At 58.3% G+C, this 16896-nt stretch carries 14 protein-coding genes; 8 read left to right on the top strand and 6 right to left on the bottom strand.

Going from position 1 to position 16896, the window contains the following annotated elements; genetic code table 11:
• A partial coding sequence (locus tag A3714_RS14510) for a histidine phosphatase family protein (RefSeq protein WP_063527196.1) occupies window positions 1–507 on the bottom strand: 507 nt, incomplete at its 3' end.
• Window positions 508–688: 181 nt separating this feature from the next.
• Here A3714_RS14510 and A3714_RS14515 point away from each other — a divergent pair.
• Window positions 689–1465, top strand: a complete 777-nt coding sequence (locus tag A3714_RS14515) for an enoyl-CoA hydratase/isomerase family protein (protein ID WP_063508109.1) — start codon at window positions 689–691, stop codon at window positions 1463–1465.
• Window positions 1466–1619: 154 nt separating this feature from the next.
• Here A3714_RS14515 and A3714_RS14520 read toward each other — a convergent pair whose 3' ends face one another.
• Window positions 1620–2249 (bottom strand): TetR/AcrR family transcriptional regulator, encoded by a 630-nt coding sequence (locus A3714_RS14520; protein WP_062817787.1) that lies wholly within the window; start codon window positions 2247–2249, stop codon window positions 1620–1622.
• Window positions 2250–2462: 213 nt separating this feature from the next.
• On the opposite strand from A3714_RS14520, the gene A3714_RS14525 reads away from it, so the two are divergent.
• From A3714_RS14525 to A3714_RS14550, 6 genes are all read left to right on the top strand, one after another.
• Entirely contained in the window at window positions 2463–2933 is a 471-nt protein-coding gene (locus A3714_RS14525; protein ID WP_063508110.1) for a MaoC family dehydratase, read from the top strand.
• A 256-nt stretch (window positions 2934–3189) separates the two neighbouring features.
• Window positions 3190–4110, top strand: a complete 921-nt coding sequence (locus tag A3714_RS14530) for an SDR family oxidoreductase (RefSeq protein ID WP_063508111.1) — start codon at window positions 3190–3192, stop codon at window positions 4108–4110.
• A gap of 165 nt (window positions 4111–4275) precedes the next feature.
• On the top strand, window positions 4276–5481 hold the full coding sequence (locus tag A3714_RS14535) for an acetyl-CoA C-acyltransferase (RefSeq protein ID WP_063508112.1): 1206 nt from the start codon (window positions 4276–4278) through the stop codon (window positions 5479–5481).
• Between the two features lie 528 nt (window positions 5482–6009).
• A complete protein-coding gene (locus A3714_RS14540) occupies window positions 6010–7776 on the top strand; it encodes a DUF1302 domain-containing protein (RefSeq protein WP_063508985.1) in 1767 nt (588 codons plus the stop codon).
• Window positions 7777–7838: 62 nt separating this feature from the next.
• A complete protein-coding gene (locus tag A3714_RS14545) occupies window positions 7839–8459 on the top strand; it encodes a hypothetical protein (protein WP_063508984.1) in 621 nt (206 codons plus the stop codon).
• A gap of 530 nt (window positions 8460–8989) precedes the next feature.
• Window positions 8990–10033: a 3-deoxy-7-phosphoheptulonate synthase gene (locus A3714_RS14550; protein ID WP_063525803.1), complete on the top strand. Its 1044-nt coding sequence runs from the start codon at window positions 8990–8992 to the stop codon at window positions 10031–10033.
• Between the two features lie 249 nt (window positions 10034–10282).
• Here A3714_RS14550 and pbpC read toward each other — a convergent pair whose 3' ends face one another.
• From pbpC to A3714_RS14565, 3 genes are all read right to left on the bottom strand, one after another.
• A complete protein-coding gene (gene pbpC / locus A3714_RS14555; RefSeq protein WP_231866106.1) occupies window positions 10283–12571 on the bottom strand; it encodes a penicillin-binding protein 1C in 2289 nt (762 codons plus the stop codon).
• Between the two features lie 156 nt (window positions 12572–12727).
• Entirely contained in the window at window positions 12728–13438 is a 711-nt protein-coding gene (locus A3714_RS14560; RefSeq protein ID WP_063509506.1) for a phosphoadenylyl-sulfate reductase, read from the bottom strand.
• 170 nt (window positions 13439–13608) lie between these two features.
• Complete coding sequence (locus A3714_RS14565) at window positions 13609–14121, bottom strand: outer membrane beta-barrel protein (protein WP_063509505.1); 513 nt, start codon at window positions 14119–14121, stop codon at window positions 13609–13611.
• A 304-nt stretch (window positions 14122–14425) separates the two neighbouring features.
• On the opposite strand from A3714_RS14565, the gene A3714_RS14570 reads away from it, so the two are divergent.
• Window positions 14426–14836 carry a DUF4168 domain-containing protein gene (locus A3714_RS14570; protein WP_062817798.1) on the top strand — a complete coding sequence of 137 codons (411 nt, stop codon included), beginning with the start codon at window positions 14426–14428 and terminating at the stop codon, window positions 14834–14836.
• A 56-nt stretch (window positions 14837–14892) separates the two neighbouring features.
• Here the strand turns inward: A3714_RS14570 and A3714_RS14575 are convergent, their stop codons facing one another.
• The gene (locus A3714_RS14575; protein WP_082844765.1) at window positions 14893–16839 is read right to left on the bottom strand and encodes a ligand-gated channel protein; all 1947 of its coding nucleotides are present in this window, start codon (window positions 16837–16839) and stop codon (window positions 14893–14895) included.
• Between the last annotated feature and the right edge of the window lie 57 nt (window positions 16840–16896).

The following is a 16896-nucleotide window of genomic DNA, read 5'->3' on the forward strand; positions in this document are numbered from 1 at the left end:
GAGAAACATGGCCATGGCACCGCCGGAACTGACGATGAGAATGCGATCTTTGTCGCTGTACTGTTGCTGGATATGGTGACGCGCCGCCAGCACCCGGTCGGAAAAATGTTGCCAGCTTTCCGGCAGATCGCCGCTCAGCTCGTCCAGGCGCCAATGCTTCATGGCCGTTTTCAGTGCCTTGTAGAACGCCGCCACCGGCGCGCCCTCCGCAGGTGCCTGTTCCGGGAACTGCGTCAGGTAGGCATCCACAATGGATTGAAAGTCGAATTCATTCAGTCCGGCATGAATATCTTCCGGCAGCGCCACGCCAAGGCCTTCGCAGATACCGGCACCGGTTTCCCGGTGACGCACCAGATCGCCGGAAACCAGCGCATCGAAACCCATATCCCGTTCGGCAAAATACTCGCCAAGCCACCGGGCCTGCTGGTGGCCAAGCTCGGAGAGACGGTCATAGTTATCGGTGCCGAACGATGCCTGTCCGTGGCGGACAAGATAGAACTGGGCCATGTGGAATCCTTACAACGGGCAAGAGAGCAATTCGCAATGACCCCAGCCTAGTGCAGGCCCGCGAGTTAGTGAAATTGATATTTTGAATCTGGCAGAATGAATATGATGCATGACGATTTGGCTATTATTCGAAATGCTGTTTCGATATCTTCGGTAGCTTCCCCACTTGCCGGAGACTTCCATGACCGATCTGACTCTCACCAGCGGCTGCGTCCAGGCCCGGGAACAGGGTGCCGTGCTGCATCTGGTGCTGGACCGGGCTGCCAAGCTCAACGCCATGACCGCCAGCATGTACCAGGACCTGACCCGAGGCGTCGAACATCTGGCAAAGCGGGACGATCTGCACGTGCTACTGCTCACCGGCAATGGTCGGGCCTGGTGTGCCGGCAACGATATCGGCGATTTTCTCAATGCGGACCCGGCCAGCCGGGATAGCGGCAAGCTCAGCCCGGCCATGGTGCTGGTTCACGCCCTGATGGCCCTGGACAAACCTGTGGTGATTGGCGTGCAGGGCAATGCCACCGGTATCGGCACCACCCTGCTGCTCCATGCGGACCTGGTGGTGGCCGCCGACGATGCCCGTTTCCAGACTGCCTTTATCAATCTGGGCCTGGTCCCGGAAGCCGGCTCCAGCCTGCTGCTTCCTGCCTTGATCGGTCGCCAGAATGCCAACCGCCTGCTGCTGGCCGGCGATACCCTGACAGCAGAGGAAGCGGAGCGCTGCGGCCTGGTCGCCTACCGGGTCACCCCTGACGAACTGGAGCCCACCGCCCAGGCTCTGGCCCAGCGACTGGCAGAGAAATCTCCACCAGCCATGGCCATGACGAAGCAACTACTGCGTCACAGCCATGAAGCCATCAAGACACAGATCGAAAAGGAAAGCGCGCTGTTTGCGGAGAGGATGTTCAGCGAGGACACACGGGAGCGATTTGCGAGATTCTTGGGAGGCGGGAAATAAGTGAACAGTTAACAGTGAATAGTTAACAGCGCCGCGAACCTTGTGTTGCTGCGATCAAACGTAAGAGGCCGCGCCCAAGGGATGGGCGCGGCCTCTTTGCGTTGAAACCATTACGCGCTGTTGCGCGTCGCTGTTAACTGTTAACTATTCACTGTTAACTGCCTTTCATCACTCCCCGCAGCGCCACCAGCACCACTTCATCCACCACATCCTGCCGTTGTTCCGGCGTTTCCGAATCGCGGGGCTGGTACCAGTTGATCACCGAGTTCATGGCACCGAAGACCGGCTTGATGGACATCCTCGGACGCGCGGCACGCATGGTGCCATTGGCAATGCCTTCTTCCAGGACGGTCAGAAACAGATCTTCACAGCGCCGGCGGCGCTCCTGAAGACGCTCCAGCTGAACACGCTGGGCTTCCGTGGTGCTGCTGCGCAGCAACATCTGCACCGCTTCCGACACGGTACGCTGGTAGGGCTGGGTCCGGATCAGGGTGCGGACATAACAGCGGGCCATCTCGGTAAACCGTTCCGAAGCAGGCAACCCGGAACTCACCACCGGTTCCAGCTCTTCAAAAAGCGCGTCCATGGCACGATGGTGGATCTCGAAGAATAGCTGCGCCTTGGAATCAAAGTAGTGATAGACCATGCCCTTGGTGGCAGAAAGTCGCCGGGCAATGTCGTCAATACTGGTGGCATTGAAGCCCCGCTCCATAAAGCACAGGGCCGCCGCGTCAAGAATGGCATCGCGGGGGTCGGTCAGCAGGGCGTCGCTTTGTTCTGGCATGGTGCTCCTCAATCACGGTGCAGACCCGTTTAAGGGGAAAATAGTGACATAACCGACGCGCCCCACCATTGACCCTCCCGCACCCCGGTGACGGAATTCTCGCCCTTCATGCCGTTTTTCACCCTTTACGGCCAGTTACGCCACTCCCATACTCCCGATCTTAAAACAATATTCTGAAAAGATAGCGCAGCCGCGCCCTAACAGGGAGAGCCCATGAGCAGATCGCAGATCACTATTGAAGCCCTGCAAGCCAAGACCGGTGAAGTGCTGGGTGTGTCCCAGTGGCGAACCGTGGACCAGCCAAGAATCGACGGCTTTGCCGAGCTGACGGAAGATCCTCAATGGATTCACACGGATCCGGAGCGTGCCGCCAGGGAAAGCCCTTTCGGCACCACCATCGCCCACGGTTTTCTGTCCCTGTCACTGCTTTCCGCCATGGCCATGGATGTGCTGCCTGCCATCAAGGGCCAGGCCATGGGCATCAACTACGGTTTTGACAAGGTACGCTTCATGAACCCGGTGCGCGAAGGCAGCAAGGTACGCGGCACCTTTACCCTGCTGGAAGTGAAGCAACGCTCAGAGAGCGAATGGCAACTGCGCCATGGTGTGACAGTGGAAATCGAAGGCCAGGACAAACCCGCCCTGATCGCCGAATGGCTGAGCCTGGCGATTGTACCAGCCTGATTTAACAGGCCGCTGTAGGAACGTAGCGCAGCGGAGTAACGACCGTAGGTCGGCCCGTAGGGTAAGCGAAGCGCATAACGTCGCTCGCGGCGCGATAACCGGGTTACCGGTATCGAGTTTTGAGTCGCGAGGAGCGAAAACCCTGTTGTCTGTGACTTTCGGAACTCGCTTCTCGTGACTCGCAACTATCCCGAATCGCGCCGCCAGCGACGCTCCTACAAATAGCATTTGATGTGAATTATCCGGAGAAAGAAGCATGACAATCCGTTTTGACAATCAGGTAGCCATCGTCACCGGCGCCGGTAACGGCCTGGGAAAATCCCATGCGCTAGAGCTGGCTCGTCTGGGGGCCAAAGTCGTGGTTAATGATTTCGGTGGTGCCCGTGATGGCAGCGGCGGCTCCACCGAGGCGGCCGAGCAGGTCGTCGCGGAAATCCAGGCCGCCGGCGGCGAGGCCATTGCCAACGGAGCCGATGTGTCCAGTCCGGAACAGGTCGACGCCATGGTGAAACAGGCCATGGATACCTGGGGGCGCATTGATGTGCTGATCAACAATGCCGGTATTTTGCGCGACAAGAGCTTTGTGAAAATGACCCAGGACGACTGGGACAAAGTCATCGCCGTGCATTTGACCGGCTCCGAAATCTGTACCCGCGCGGTCTGGCCGATCATGCGCGAACAGGGTTATGGCCGTATCGTCATGACGACCTCCACCTCTGGCCTGTACGGCAACTTCGGTCAGGCCAACTACGGCGCCGCCAAGATGGCCGTAGCTGGGCTGATGAATACCCTATGCATCGAAGGGGAAAAATACGACATCAAGATCAACTGCATTGCGCCCACCGCCGCCACTCGTATGACCGAAGATCTGATGCCCCCGGAAGTCCTGGCCATGCTGGAACCAAAGGAAATCACCCCAGCGGTGCTGTTCCTGTGCAGTAACAAAGCACCGACCCACCGCATCGTACTGGCAGGTGCCGGCTGCTACGCCATGGTTCGCCTGATGGAAAGCGAAGGTGTCTATCTGGATGAAGACGAGCGAAATGTGGATGGCGTCGCCGCCCATTTCGAGCAGATCGGCAATATGGACAACGCCCGGGAAATTCTCGCCGGCGGTGACCATGTCACCAAAATTCTTACCAAAGCCGCCCAGGCCAAGGGCATCAAGCTGGGTTAAAGGACAGTAGCGAGTGACGAGTACCGAGTTTCGAAAGGCGAAACCAGAACACGTTAGCAACCCGGTTTTGCTTTTCGAAACTCGGTACTCGTCACTCGCTTCTCACACACTTCAGGCTGCTGCACCCTCCCCCGCAGCAGCCCTTATCTGGACCAGGAGAGAGCCATGAGCAGAGAAGCCGTCATCGTATCCACCGCCCGTACCCCCATAGGTAAAGCCTACCGGGGCGCCTTCAACGACACCCAGGCCCAGGCCCTGGGTGGCCATGCCATCAAGCACGCCGTGGAGCGCGCCGGCATCGACCCGGAAACCATCCAGGACGTGATCATGGGCGCCGCCCTGCAGCAGGGCAGCACCAGTGGCAACGTGGCCCGCCAGTGTGCCCTGCGTGCGGGTCTTCCCACCACGGTGTCCGGCATGTCCATGGACCGCCAGTGCGCCTCCGGCCTGATGGCCATCGCCACCGCCGCCAAGGAAATCATCGTCGACAACATGGATGTGGCCGTGGCCGGCGGGCTGGAGTCCATTTCCTTGGTGCAGAACGACAAGATGAACACCTTCCGCGCGGCCGACCCCTGGCTGAAACAACACCGTCCGGACATCTACATGTCCATGCTGGAAACCGCCGAGATCGTGGCAGACCGCTACAGCGTTTCCCGTGATGCCCAGGACGAGTACGCCTACCAGTCCCAGATGCGCACCGCCGCTGCCCAGCAAGCCGGCAAGTTCGACGACGAGATCGTCCCCATGACTACCGTCATGAAGGTGATGAACAAGGAAACCAAAGAGATCTCCGACCAGGAAGTTACCCTGAGCAAAGACGAAGGCAATCGCCCGCAAACCACCCTGGAAGGCCTGCAATCCCTGCAGCCCGTCTTCAAAGGGGGACAGCAGGTACAGGAAGGCGGCTTCATCACCGCCGGTAACGCTTCCCAGCTGTCTGACGGCGCCAGCGCCTGCGTGCTGATGGAAGCGAAGGAAGCCGAGCGACTGGGCCTGCAACCGCTGGGCGCTTATCGCGGCATGGCCGTGGCCGGCTGTGATCCTGACGAGATGGGTATCGGCCCGGTTTTCGCCGTACCCAAGTTGCTCAAGCGCTTTGGACTGACCATTGATGACATCGGTATCTGGGAACTGAATGAAGCCTTTGCCAGCCAGTGCCTGTACAGCCGCGACCGGTTGGGTATCGACCCGGAAAAATACAACGTGAACGGCGGCGCCATTTCCATCGGCCACCCCTACGGCATGTCCGGTGCCCGCATGACCGGCCACGCCCTGATCGAAGGCAAGCGCCGGGGCGTGAAATATGTGGTGGTGACCATGTGCATTGGCGGCGGCATGGGTGCCGCTGGCCTGTTCGAAGTGTTCTGATTGCTGTCTCTGACTTCCCCTTCAGGGCGCCACACGGCGCCCTTTTTTTGTCTTCATGATCAGGGTCCACTGCCGGGACAAACCTTACTGTGTTTTCTGCGATGGAATTCTTTAGCAAATGTGTCAACGCTCACAAATAAAACTAAAATGAAATCTTCTTTTATTTGTTACCCTGGGTAACGAATCACCGAGAAAGGTAAACATCAACTTTAATATCGTTTCTTTCTCCTGGTCTTGGATCACGAAAACCCCATAAAACCTAACGCCTTTATTCCAGAAACAGGCTCTTCGCTCCCTATTTCCCTTCAACTTCGACGTTGGTCTGTCTTGACCACATACCCGTCGGTATGTATGAATTGAATCCGACGTATCGCTTTTTGAAATAATGGTTCAAAAAAACAAAAGGCGAGAGTCAGGATTTTAACGCCCGATGGGACCGGGCGTGACAACAAGTGCGCTACAACAACGTTCACAACAACAAACGGAATTTCTACCCGGCTCATCACCGGGTAGTGGGAGAGCAAAATAATGCGAAGCAAAGCGATCGCTGTCGGCTGCAGCAGTGCCCTGGCTCTGGGCCTGCTGACAGCCGCAGCCCCGGCCATGGCTGGCGAAAAACAAATCAATGACGACATCAGTCTCAAATGGAACCTGAAAGCGTCCGTGGGCGCGATTTCCCGTATGGAGTCTGCCCGCAAGGAAAACCTGTTTGCCGGTGATACGCCCGGCGGCACCTCCAGTTCCGCCGTCTCCGACGACGGCAACCTGAACTATGATGGTGGCGAAGTGGTGTCTGCCGTCGCCAAGGCAGTGGGCGACGTCAACCTGCAGTACAGGAACTACGGCCTATTTGTGCGTGCCAAGGGCTGGTACGACTATGTGCAGAAAGAGAAGGATGTCCCCCACGGCAACTTCCCCAATGAATTTGTCGGTGGCGAGCCGCTCAGCGACGACGGCTTTGATCGCAACTCCAAATTCCAGGGAGCCACCTTTCAGGATGTCTTTGTCCACGGCACCTTTCAGGTCAATGAACAGCCTCTGAAGCTGAAGGCGGGTCGTCAGACGCTACTGTGGGGGCGTAGCCTCTATTCCCGGGGCTCCCTCAGTGCGCTGAACGCCATTGACCTGGCAGCCCTGCATCGCCCCGGTGCCGAGTACACCGAGTTCCTCAAACCCGCTGGCATGGTGACCGCCGACTACCAGTTTACCGACCGGCTCTCCATGAAATCCTTCTACCAGTATGAGTGGCGGGCAGCGAACCTGGATGGCTGCGGCACCTTTTTCTCCACGCTCGACAACACCGCCGTCGGGTGTGATGCCACCTTCTCCAGCTCCGTCATCATTCCCAACAAAACCGCCTTTGAAAACGGTCTCTACATTCCACGTCGAGACGAAAAAGAGCCGGATGATGGCGGTCAGTACGGGCTGAAATTCGACTATGCCTTCCCGAAATCCAAGGCCAAGGTGGGCGCCTACTTCCTGAACTATCACATGCGTCTGCCGATCTATTCGGTGACCAAGGAAGACAGCCCGCTTGCGCAGGGGATTACCGCCGGCAACGACATCGCCTACTTCTATGAATACCCGGAAGACATTCAGGTGATCGGCCTCACCGCCGACAAGACCTTCGAAGGGATCGGCAACCTGGCCATGAACCTGAGCTACCTGCCGGATATGCCGGTCCAGATCAACACGCCGGATCTGACTACCTCGCGGGTGCTGGAAGCCAATGGCGTACCGGCAGCCGCCGCACAGGGGTTTGCCACCGTTCCCCAGGACACCATTGACTACGTCTACGGCTCCGGCAACGACGTCACCGGTTTCAAGGAATTCGATATTCAGCGTGCCGAATTCACCTTTACCACGGTTATCCCCAAAGTACTGGGCGCCCAGAAAACCATCGTTTCTGCCCAGGTCGGCTCGGAATTCATTCAGGATTTGCCGGACCAGGAAGACATGCGTTTTCGCCGCCACACCAACTTCGGTGTCGGTGATCTGGGCGAGGACGGCTATGTGACTGACTTTAGCTGGGGCTACCAACTGACGCTGAAATCCACCTATGCCAATGCCATTGGCCCGGTGACACTGACTCCGTCACTGACCCTGCAGCACGGTGTAGAAGGCTACTCCAGTGATGACGCCCTTCAGGAAGACCAGCGCAGCCTGGGCCTGGGTATCGGCATGGGCTACAAGAAGCTCAGCGCGGACCTGTCCTACACCACCTATAACGATGCCAGCTATAGCGTGGTCAACGACCGGGATTACCTGTCCCTGAGCACCACCTACAACTTCTGAGACGACAAAGGACACCGCAGGCTGCTCCCCAGTGGCCTGCCAACCAGAATGAGGATGGAACGATGAGAAAACTGCAATTCGCCATGGTGGCCCTGCTCGCTGTGCTGCTCATGGCCTGTGCCTCCGGCTACCACGATACCCGTGTGGTCAACACCCAGACCGGCGTAGAAAAAGACCCACAGGGTCCCTACCAGTCATTGGTGGTGGGGGTCCTCGTTGAGCACGAACTGCGTGGTCACCTGGAAAACGCCATCGTTGCCAGGTTTGCCGAGCAAGGCATCAAGGCCACCGCCGCCCATACGGTCTTTGGTGACAAAGGCATCGAAGGCAAAAGCCGCGACTATCTGGCAGAACGCATGCAAGAAAACGGCTTCGACAGTGCCCTGGCGATCCACCTGGAAGAACAGCGCAGCGAAACCCTTGAGGTCAAAGGCGACCCGGGCGCGGCCGTCCCGATCGCCGGCACCATGACCATGCGCCCCCAGGTGTTCAGCGATGACTTTTTCGTCAATGAGGACATCTATGTGGTTCGGCTGGACCTGTGGGACGTGGACCAGCAAGCGATTATCTGGCAGGGCAACACCGTTAGCTTCAACACCGGCGGCTTCAAGGGCCTGGAAAAAGGGGCCGGCCACTTTGCCCAGGTCATCACCAACGCCATCGGCAAGGCCGATATCTTCTGATTCTGTTTTCTCCTTGATTGTCTCCACCTTCCTTGCCCACTTCGGTGGGCATTTTTTTGCCCTGTCACGCCCCTGTCATCCCGGCCCGGCATATTGACCTCCTATCACGGAGAGAGGCTCGCCCCCTTGCTTCTGGCAGGGGTCATCGCTAGGCTTGAAAGCTGAACTCAACGAGATTTCATCATGAACGCAGCCCGCCACAATCACAGCATGCCTGCAGACCGCAAAACGGTCGGCACCGTTGTGCCCGCTGCCTTCTATTACGGGTATTGGTTTAGCCGCTCGCGCGCCTGACTTATACCCAGGCGCGCCCGCTACGGGACGCCTGCCGAAACACGAAAACCCCGGTCGGTATCCCGCCCGGGGTTTTTTATTGCCCAGACAACAGCACCGCAGAGGACAAACAGCATGTATCGATATAGCCAGCACCTTAAAGCATCGCGATTTAGCCAGTGGCAGCACCCGCTCCAGCGAACACTACGATCGAATCACGCGCGACGATAATGCGCACAGAACGTTAAGGAACGACCATGCAACAGACACAGAGCCACATCGCCAGCCCCGCCGACCCCCGTTCGCGCCGCAGCGTGCCACTGCCCTCCCCCAGCGCAATGCGCGAGCGCCTGCCGGTGGACGCCCAGCTGGCGGCACAGATCCAGACCCATCGACAGACCGTACGCGATATTCTCAACGGCGAAGACGACCGCCTTTTAGTGATCACCGGTCCCTGCTCGCTCCATGACCCGAAATCCGCCCTGGAATACGGCCATCGCCTCAGCGAACTGTCCCGTCAGCTGGACGACAGGATATTCCTGGTAATGCGTGCCTACGTGGAGAAACCCCGCACCACGGTGGGCTGGAAAGGTCTGCTTTACGATCCGCACCTGGACGGTAGCAACGACATCGGCACCGGGCTGAACGTGTCTCGCCATCTGTTTCTGGACCTGGCACGGCAGGGTCTGCCCCTGGCCACGGAACTGTTGCATCCCATGGCCGCCGACTACCTGGGCGACCTGCTCAGCTGGGCGGCCATTGGCGCCCGCACCACCGAATCCCAGATCCACCGGGAGATGGTCAGCGGCTTGCCCATGCCCGTAGGTTTCAAGAACGGTACTGACGGCAGTATCGATGTGGCCAGTGACGCCATGGGCGCCGCCGAGCATCCCCACACGCACCTAGGCATAGACCACAACGGTCACAGTGCGTTGCTGCAAACCGCCGGCAACCTGGATACGCACCTGGTGCTTCGCGGTGGGCATCATGGCCCCAATTACGATGCAGAAAATATTCGCAGTGCCGTCAATGCCTTGCAGGCGAAAGGCCGCAACCCACGACTGATCATCGACTGCAGCCACGCCAACAGTGGCAAAGACCCGCTCAAACAGCCGGAAGTACTGCAGGATCTGCTTGCACAACGCCGCAACGGGCAAAAGCATATCGCCGGAATCATGCTGGAAAGTCACCTGCAGGATGGCAAACAACCGCTGAAAAAGCCCCTCCAGTACGGCCTGTCCATCACCGATGGTTGCCTGGGCTGGGACAGGACAGCGCAGTTACTCTGCGGCATCGAGTAGAGCAGTTCACAGGGACGAACCCGGCAGGAAACATTGATCCAAATCACGACACCGGCACCTATTCAGTAAAGGCGATGGTGTCGTGATATTGTCGAGATAACGGACTGGAGACCTGCCCCATGACACTGGAACAATTGATTACCGCTTTCGTACTGTTCCTCAGCAGCATTGCCCTTGTGGCGTTTATTGTTTACCTGAAAAATCAGTCAAAAAACTAATATGGCGCCGTCGCATGTAGCGTTAAAACGCTTATTTCCCCAACACCTTGAACCGGTGGGTTAATCGAAATCCCTGGTCATCCACCAGCGTCAGCGTATGCCAACCGGGTTCAGCGATGATCGCCTGCTCATGGAAATGACGGGTCTTGCCGAGAAAACGATCATCCAGGTGCCAGAACAGCTCTGCCTCGCTGCGCTGATGGACAGCGCGGAACACTGCACGTCCCAAACGACCATTCAGCTCCACAGGAATGTAGATAGCGGTGCCAGCATGGGGGTAGACCAGTGCCATGGGCGGCTCGGTTTGCATGGCGCGGGCGCCGGCCACACAGTCCGCCCGCCAGGACGGCAAGGGCCGATACTCCGGATGATGGCGGCGATAGAACCAGGCCTGGGCGGGTGGCAGCACGAACCAGTCTCGATGCTGCATCTGACTCACTGATTCACACTGACTGTGCACCCGTTGGCCATTGGCATCCAGGTGCACGCGGATATGGTGTGGCGTGACAGTCTGAAAATGGCTCTGCCGCGGAGCCCACTGGTCCGCGGTCTCACACCGGCCCCCTGCCAGGTAGCCATCATCGGCACAAACCTGCACGGTTTTCAGCTCATCCAATGGCGGCTGTGGCCAGGACGCAGTCCCCAGCAGGCTGAACACATCCAGCATCAGTGGTGCCGCCGTCGCCGCGCCCCCGAGTGATGGCGCCGGCTCACCATTGCCGTTGCCCGCCCAGACACCCACCGTATATTGCCCATTACTGCCGATGGCCCAGGCATCACGCAGTCCATAGCTGGTGCCGGATTTCCAGGCAATTGACTGGCTGGAGGTGAACAGTCGCCACTGCTGTGCCGTGCCTGGTCTGGCAACCTCCCGCATGGCCTCCAGGGTAAGCCAGGCAGCACCGGGGCTCAGTGCCATCCCCGGTGCCGTGGCGATTTGTTGCTCTGCCAGTGTTCTCACCGATTCTGCCGGTAGCCCGCTGGCGCTCGCCATCATCTGCGCATAAATGGCGGTGAGCTCGTCCAGGCGCCCTTCTGCACCACCGAGAATCAGGGTGAGTCCATAGTCTTCAGCGCTGCGAAACAGGGTGGTCATGCCCAGGCGCTGGAGTTCGCTATGAAAGCGGCCCAACCCGTAGTCTTTCAACATACGTACCGCAGGAATGTTCAGCGACTGGCTAAGGGCTTGATGGGCTGGCACAGCGCCCCGATAACCATGGTCAAAGTTTTCCGGGCTGAAACCACCGTAGTTCGTAGGCAGATCCGCCACCAGGGTGCCGGGTAGCAGGCGCCCGTCATCCAGCATCAAGCCGTACAACAAGGGTTTGAGCACACTGCCGGTGGAACGGGGGGCACTGGCGATGTCCACGGCGGCGCCGTACTCCACAGGGTCCCCATGGGAGACATTGCCCACATAAGCGCGGGTCTGTCGTTGCTGATGATCAATGACCACCACCGCCACGTTATGCACCCCATCGCGGGCCAGCCGCCGACCATGTTGCCGGGCCAATTCCTGAACCCGCCGCTGAAGATCCGCATCCAGCGTTGTGGTCAGTAGCCGTTGCGTGGACGTCTTCGAGAGGGTGTTGAGCAAGTGAGGAGCCAGCCCCGCCAGAGGTCTGGGCGCGGCAGGTAACGGCTCCATCAGCGCCAGGCGCAGGTCTGCCTCAGCCATGGCACCCTGGCGGTGGAGTTGTTGCAGCAGGGCATCACGTTTGGCCAGTAGCCGCTCCCGATTGCGCCCGGGATGAATCAGCGAAGGCGAATTGGGTAGCACTGCCAGCAGGGCCGCCTCCGCCCAGCTCAAGGCTCCGGGTTCGCGGCCAAAATAACGCCAGGATGCGGCACGCAAGCCGACTATATTGCCACCGAAGGGAGCCCGGCTGGCGTAATGGACAAGGATCTCCGGCTTGCTGAAGTGCCACTCCAGCTGCAATGCCAGTAGCGCCTCACGGGCTTTTTCGGTGAGAGTCCGCGGCGGATCGTCACGCAGCAGCCGGGCCAGCTGCATGCTCAGGGTGGAACCTCCGCTGACCACCCTTCCCGCTTCCAGGTTCAGGCGCATGGCCCGGGCGATGGCCAGCGGATCAATGCCCGGGTGCCGGTAAAAGCGCTTGTCTTCGAACAACAGCAGTGCCTGTTCGTATTTGTCCGGCAGCTGTGCCACGGGCACGAAACGCCACTGCTGATCCTCGGCAATCCGGGCATCCAGCAGACGGCCGTGGCGATCCAGCATCAAGGTGGCGTAGGGCGTGTTATCCAGCCGCTCAGGCAGCGGCCACCATTGCAGGGCCGCCAGCATCAGTAGCGAAGCAAGCAACCCCCCTATCAGGAGAAAGCGTCTTTTCGGGTATTGTCGCTTCATGGGCTGGCAGACAGAGGGAGACACTGAAAGCCTACTCAACAATGGGGAAAGGGTCGACCGGACAAAAAAACGGGCGCATCAAGCGCCCGTTTTGTGTGGCTTTGCTATGGCTTAAAGGTGAAGACCACACTCGGTCTTCTGCTGGCCTTTCCATCGGCCTTCGCGGCCTTCGCCCTTGAAGGTACAGTGGCTGCAGCCGATGGAGTTGTAGCCTTCCGCCACCAGCGGGTGGAACGGCAGATCATGCTCCGCGATGTAGCTGTCACGCTGTTCCTTGGTCACGTCGATCATGGGGTTGAACTTGATCATCCCGCCACGCTCTTCGAATACCTGCAGGCCCGCCCGATGCTCGGTCTGCCAGCCCATCAGGCTGGAAATCCACAGGTCGTAGTTTTCCTTGGCCTCGTCCAGCGGGTTCACCTTGTTCACCTGGCAGCACAGGTCCGGATCGGATTCCCACATGCGGTTTTCCAGGGACACCTGGTGGTGATCCGGGTCCGGCGTCACGTCGATGACGGTCAGGCCGAAGCGGTCAATCAGGTAGTCCTTGTACTTGAGGGTTTCCTCGAAGTGGTAGCCGGTATCAATGAAATGCACCGGCTGATCAGGACGAATCGTGGAGATGATGTGCAGAAAATAGGCAGAGGTCGCCGCGAAGGAAGAGGTCACCATGATCCGTTCGGGAGAAAAATCCTCGAATACCCGGGCGATACGTTCCTCAAAATTCAACGGACCATAGACACGATTCAGCTCCGCCAGGGCCTCTTTGGACAGGCCGGCGGAGTTGTCTCCGAAACGTGTAATAAGCTGTGCACTACCCATGATCTACAGCACCTCAAAACAGGAATTGCGAGTGCCATGATAGGGTTTCAGCGAAGAAGATAAAGGAATATATGGTGATACTTTTATAACATTCCGACATATGCCTCGCGAACCAACCTGTCACCGGGAGCGACTCAGCTGCCCTCCCCCGGTGACAGTGATTCTGCGGGTCAGAACCGGTAGTTCAAGCCCAGACCGATCAGCTCCTGGGAGCCAAAGTCATTATCCACCAGGCGCAGATACTCCAGGCTCATGCTGATGTGCTCTTCCATACCCAGATCAAAACCGCCGCCATAGGAAGCGCCGTCGTCACGCAGGGTTTCGCCGTTGAAGTCATTCTCCACGTAGCTGTAGCCACCGATCAGATACGGGCGAACTGCACCGGCTACGGGCGGCGTCAGTCGGGCATAGACGCCGTAGTGAAAATCATTTTCCACCTCCACCCCCCGATAGGAATCATCACCGAAGGCCTTGCCCGCATGGACCTCGGCACTGATCAGTTCATGCAGAACCATGCCTCCCCGCACTGTCAGCCCTGTCAGAGTCACGTTGCTCACCGAACCACGATCGATGTTCAGCATATTCACCTGGGCACCGGTGTAGAACTCCGCCTGTGCCGCAGTACCGGCTAACAGCAAACCCGCTGCAAGCGTTCCACGAAAAATTCCGGATTGTTTCAACATTCAGCTCTCCTTGGTTTTTCTTATCAGTCCCACCGCGGGGAATAGCCCCGCTTACCCATTGAAACTGTCACAGCGGAAAAATGAAAGGGTTACACGCCGGATCCGGTTTGCCGGTCTGATCTGATGACTCAAGTGACGTCTACCACCACGCAGATTTACATAACTTAACAAAAACGGCGGAACGGCTGCTCTCAATCATGTCCGACCTTGCATGTGTCACTCGCGACGATGCAAGACGTTATGACACAGAAACGGCCTTCTGATTTTTATTCGGGGGCATGAATATGCGAAGGAGACTGATTCCATGAAAAAGCCAATGATCACCCTGGCCGCACTGCTGTTTTCCGGCGCCCTGACCGCCACCGCCACGGCCCAACAGCCCGGAAACCCCGCCACTCCCCAGCAAAACGCACCGCAAACCCAGACCATGCAGACGCCACAGAATCTGCCGGATGCGTCTGAATTTTCCGATGCGGATCTTGATGCCTTTATTGCCACCCAGAAAGAGATGGCAGGGATCCAGCAGACTTATTCCCGGAAACTGCAAGCCAGCAAGGATGAGCCCCAAAAGGCCATGAAGGTGCAGCAGGAAGCCCAGCAGAAAATGGTAGAAGCCGTGGAAGAGAACGGGCTCGAACTGGAAAGATACAATCAGATCGTTCGCCTGGCGCAGCATGATGCAGACTTCCGCGCCACGCTTCAGGAAAAGCTCTAATACTGAGACTTAAAAAAAACGCCGGCAAATGCCGGCGTTTTTTCTTCCACACGCTTTTAGAAATTCACCGTTACCCCGAGCCAGTAACGCCGACCATCTTCCACATAACCGTACTCATCCTCGAAGATTTTCTTGTCGGCCAGATTGTAGATACCGGTATTCAGCTTCGCCTGGGGTGAGAGACGGAACCCTACCCCCGCATCCACCAGGGTATTGGATGGGGCGATGATCGCACTGCTGGATGGGCCGGTGGTCGGCTGGCTTTCCTTACCCCGGTAGCGCACCGTCAGCCAGGGAGAAACCGTGTCCGTGGCCTGCCAGTTGGCCTGCAGACTGGCCAGATGCTCTGGCAGTTGGTTGAGGGGCTCGCCCTTGTACTCGCCGGATTTTTGCTCGGAATCCGTATAGGTATAACTCAGGTTCAGGGACAGCACCCGGTAGAACGTGGTCGACAGGGCAGCTTCCACACCCTGGGTTACCGCTTCATCCACATTGACCCGATAGGTGGGGTCGGAACCGAACTGGTTGGGGCCATCAGTGCAGATCTCGATCGGACAGGCGATGCGGGTAATCTTGTCTTCAAAGTCGTTATGGAAAACTGTGACATTGGCCTGAAGGTCCCGGCCGGCGTTGAAGTACAGCCCCAGCTCCTTGTTCACGGACGTTTCCGGCTCCAGATCCGGGTTACCATAGATATTGCCACCGCGGCTCACCTGTCCCCAATCCGGAGTAATCTCTCGCAACGAGGGAGACCGGAAGCCGGTGGAGACACCGCCTTTCAGGGTCCAGCGGGGACTGAACCCCCACACGCCATAAAGACGCGGGCTGAAGTGGCTACCAAAGTCATCATCGTCATCCATCCGTGCCCCGGCGGTAAGCGCGAAGGTATCCGTGAGCATCCATTCGTCTTCCGCAAACAGTGCGTACTTGGCGGTATCAATTCGGGTGCGGTCGGAAATCCGGTTGGAGGTCTTGTCGGAGAGCGCTTCCTCGATAAAGTCCGCGCCCAGTGTTAGCCGGTGATCCCCCAGCGGCATCACCAGTGACGTCTTGGCAGAGGTGTTGGTAATCACCATCTCGCGGCTCTCGTTTTCCGCCCTTTCCCGTTGCACGTAGGTGTCTGAGGTACCGATTGCCCAGCGTCCAGTATGGCTCAATGAAAAAGCTTCGCGGGTACTGCGGTTGTCGGAATCGGTACACCCACCCCGGCAGCCGGTCGCCTGGGCACTGTAGCCGATCAGAGAGCGGCGCCGCTGGTCCACCTGGCTGGCCTCCAGCACGACGTCGTGATCCTTGCTGAGTGTCACCGACAATTTGGCAGTCAGATTTTTCAGGTTTTTTTCTTCAAAACCGTTTTCAAACAAATCTTCTTCCCGATCCTGGAAGCGACCATAAAGCTGCAAACCGACCAGGCCGTCCTTGAGAGGACCGGTGAGGCTGAAATTACCCTGCTTGATGTCGCCGGAGCGGGAGTCATCCTGAATAATGGTGTCCAGCTGAACGGCGCCTCCCCACTCGTCGGCCACCTTGCGGGTAATCACATTGATCACCCCGCCAATGGCATCGGATCCGTAAAGGGTGGACATGGGACCGCGCACCACCTCAATCCGCTCGATACTTTGCAGGGGCGGCAGCCAGTCCTGCTCGAAACCGGCACTGCCGTTGGGACGGGTTTCGCGACTGGAAACCCGTTTGCCATCCACCAGAATCAAGGTATACGCCGAAGGCATACCGCGCATGACAATATCCGTGCCGCGATCACCGGAACCCCCACCGGTAACAATCACCCCGGGAATATCGCGCAGGGCATCGGTGGCATCCTTGTAGTAGCGCTGCTCAATCTGCTCCCGGTTAATCACGCTGATGGAAGCCGGCGCATCTTCCACTTGCTGAGCGAAGCCACCGGCAGTCACGGAAATCTGCCCCAGTTCATGGCTCCCCTGCTCTGCCCAGGCCATTCCGCTAGTCGCCACCAGCAGTAACCCCAGGTTCCCCAAACGCATTCCCATCTTCCTTATCTCCTCAATCATCTCGACAACAGGACCGGACGCTCAAACAGA

Source organism: Alcanivorax sp. HI0007 (genome assembly GCF_001635525.1).
GTDB lineage: Bacteria > Pseudomonadota > Gammaproteobacteria > Pseudomonadales > Alcanivoracaceae > Alcanivorax.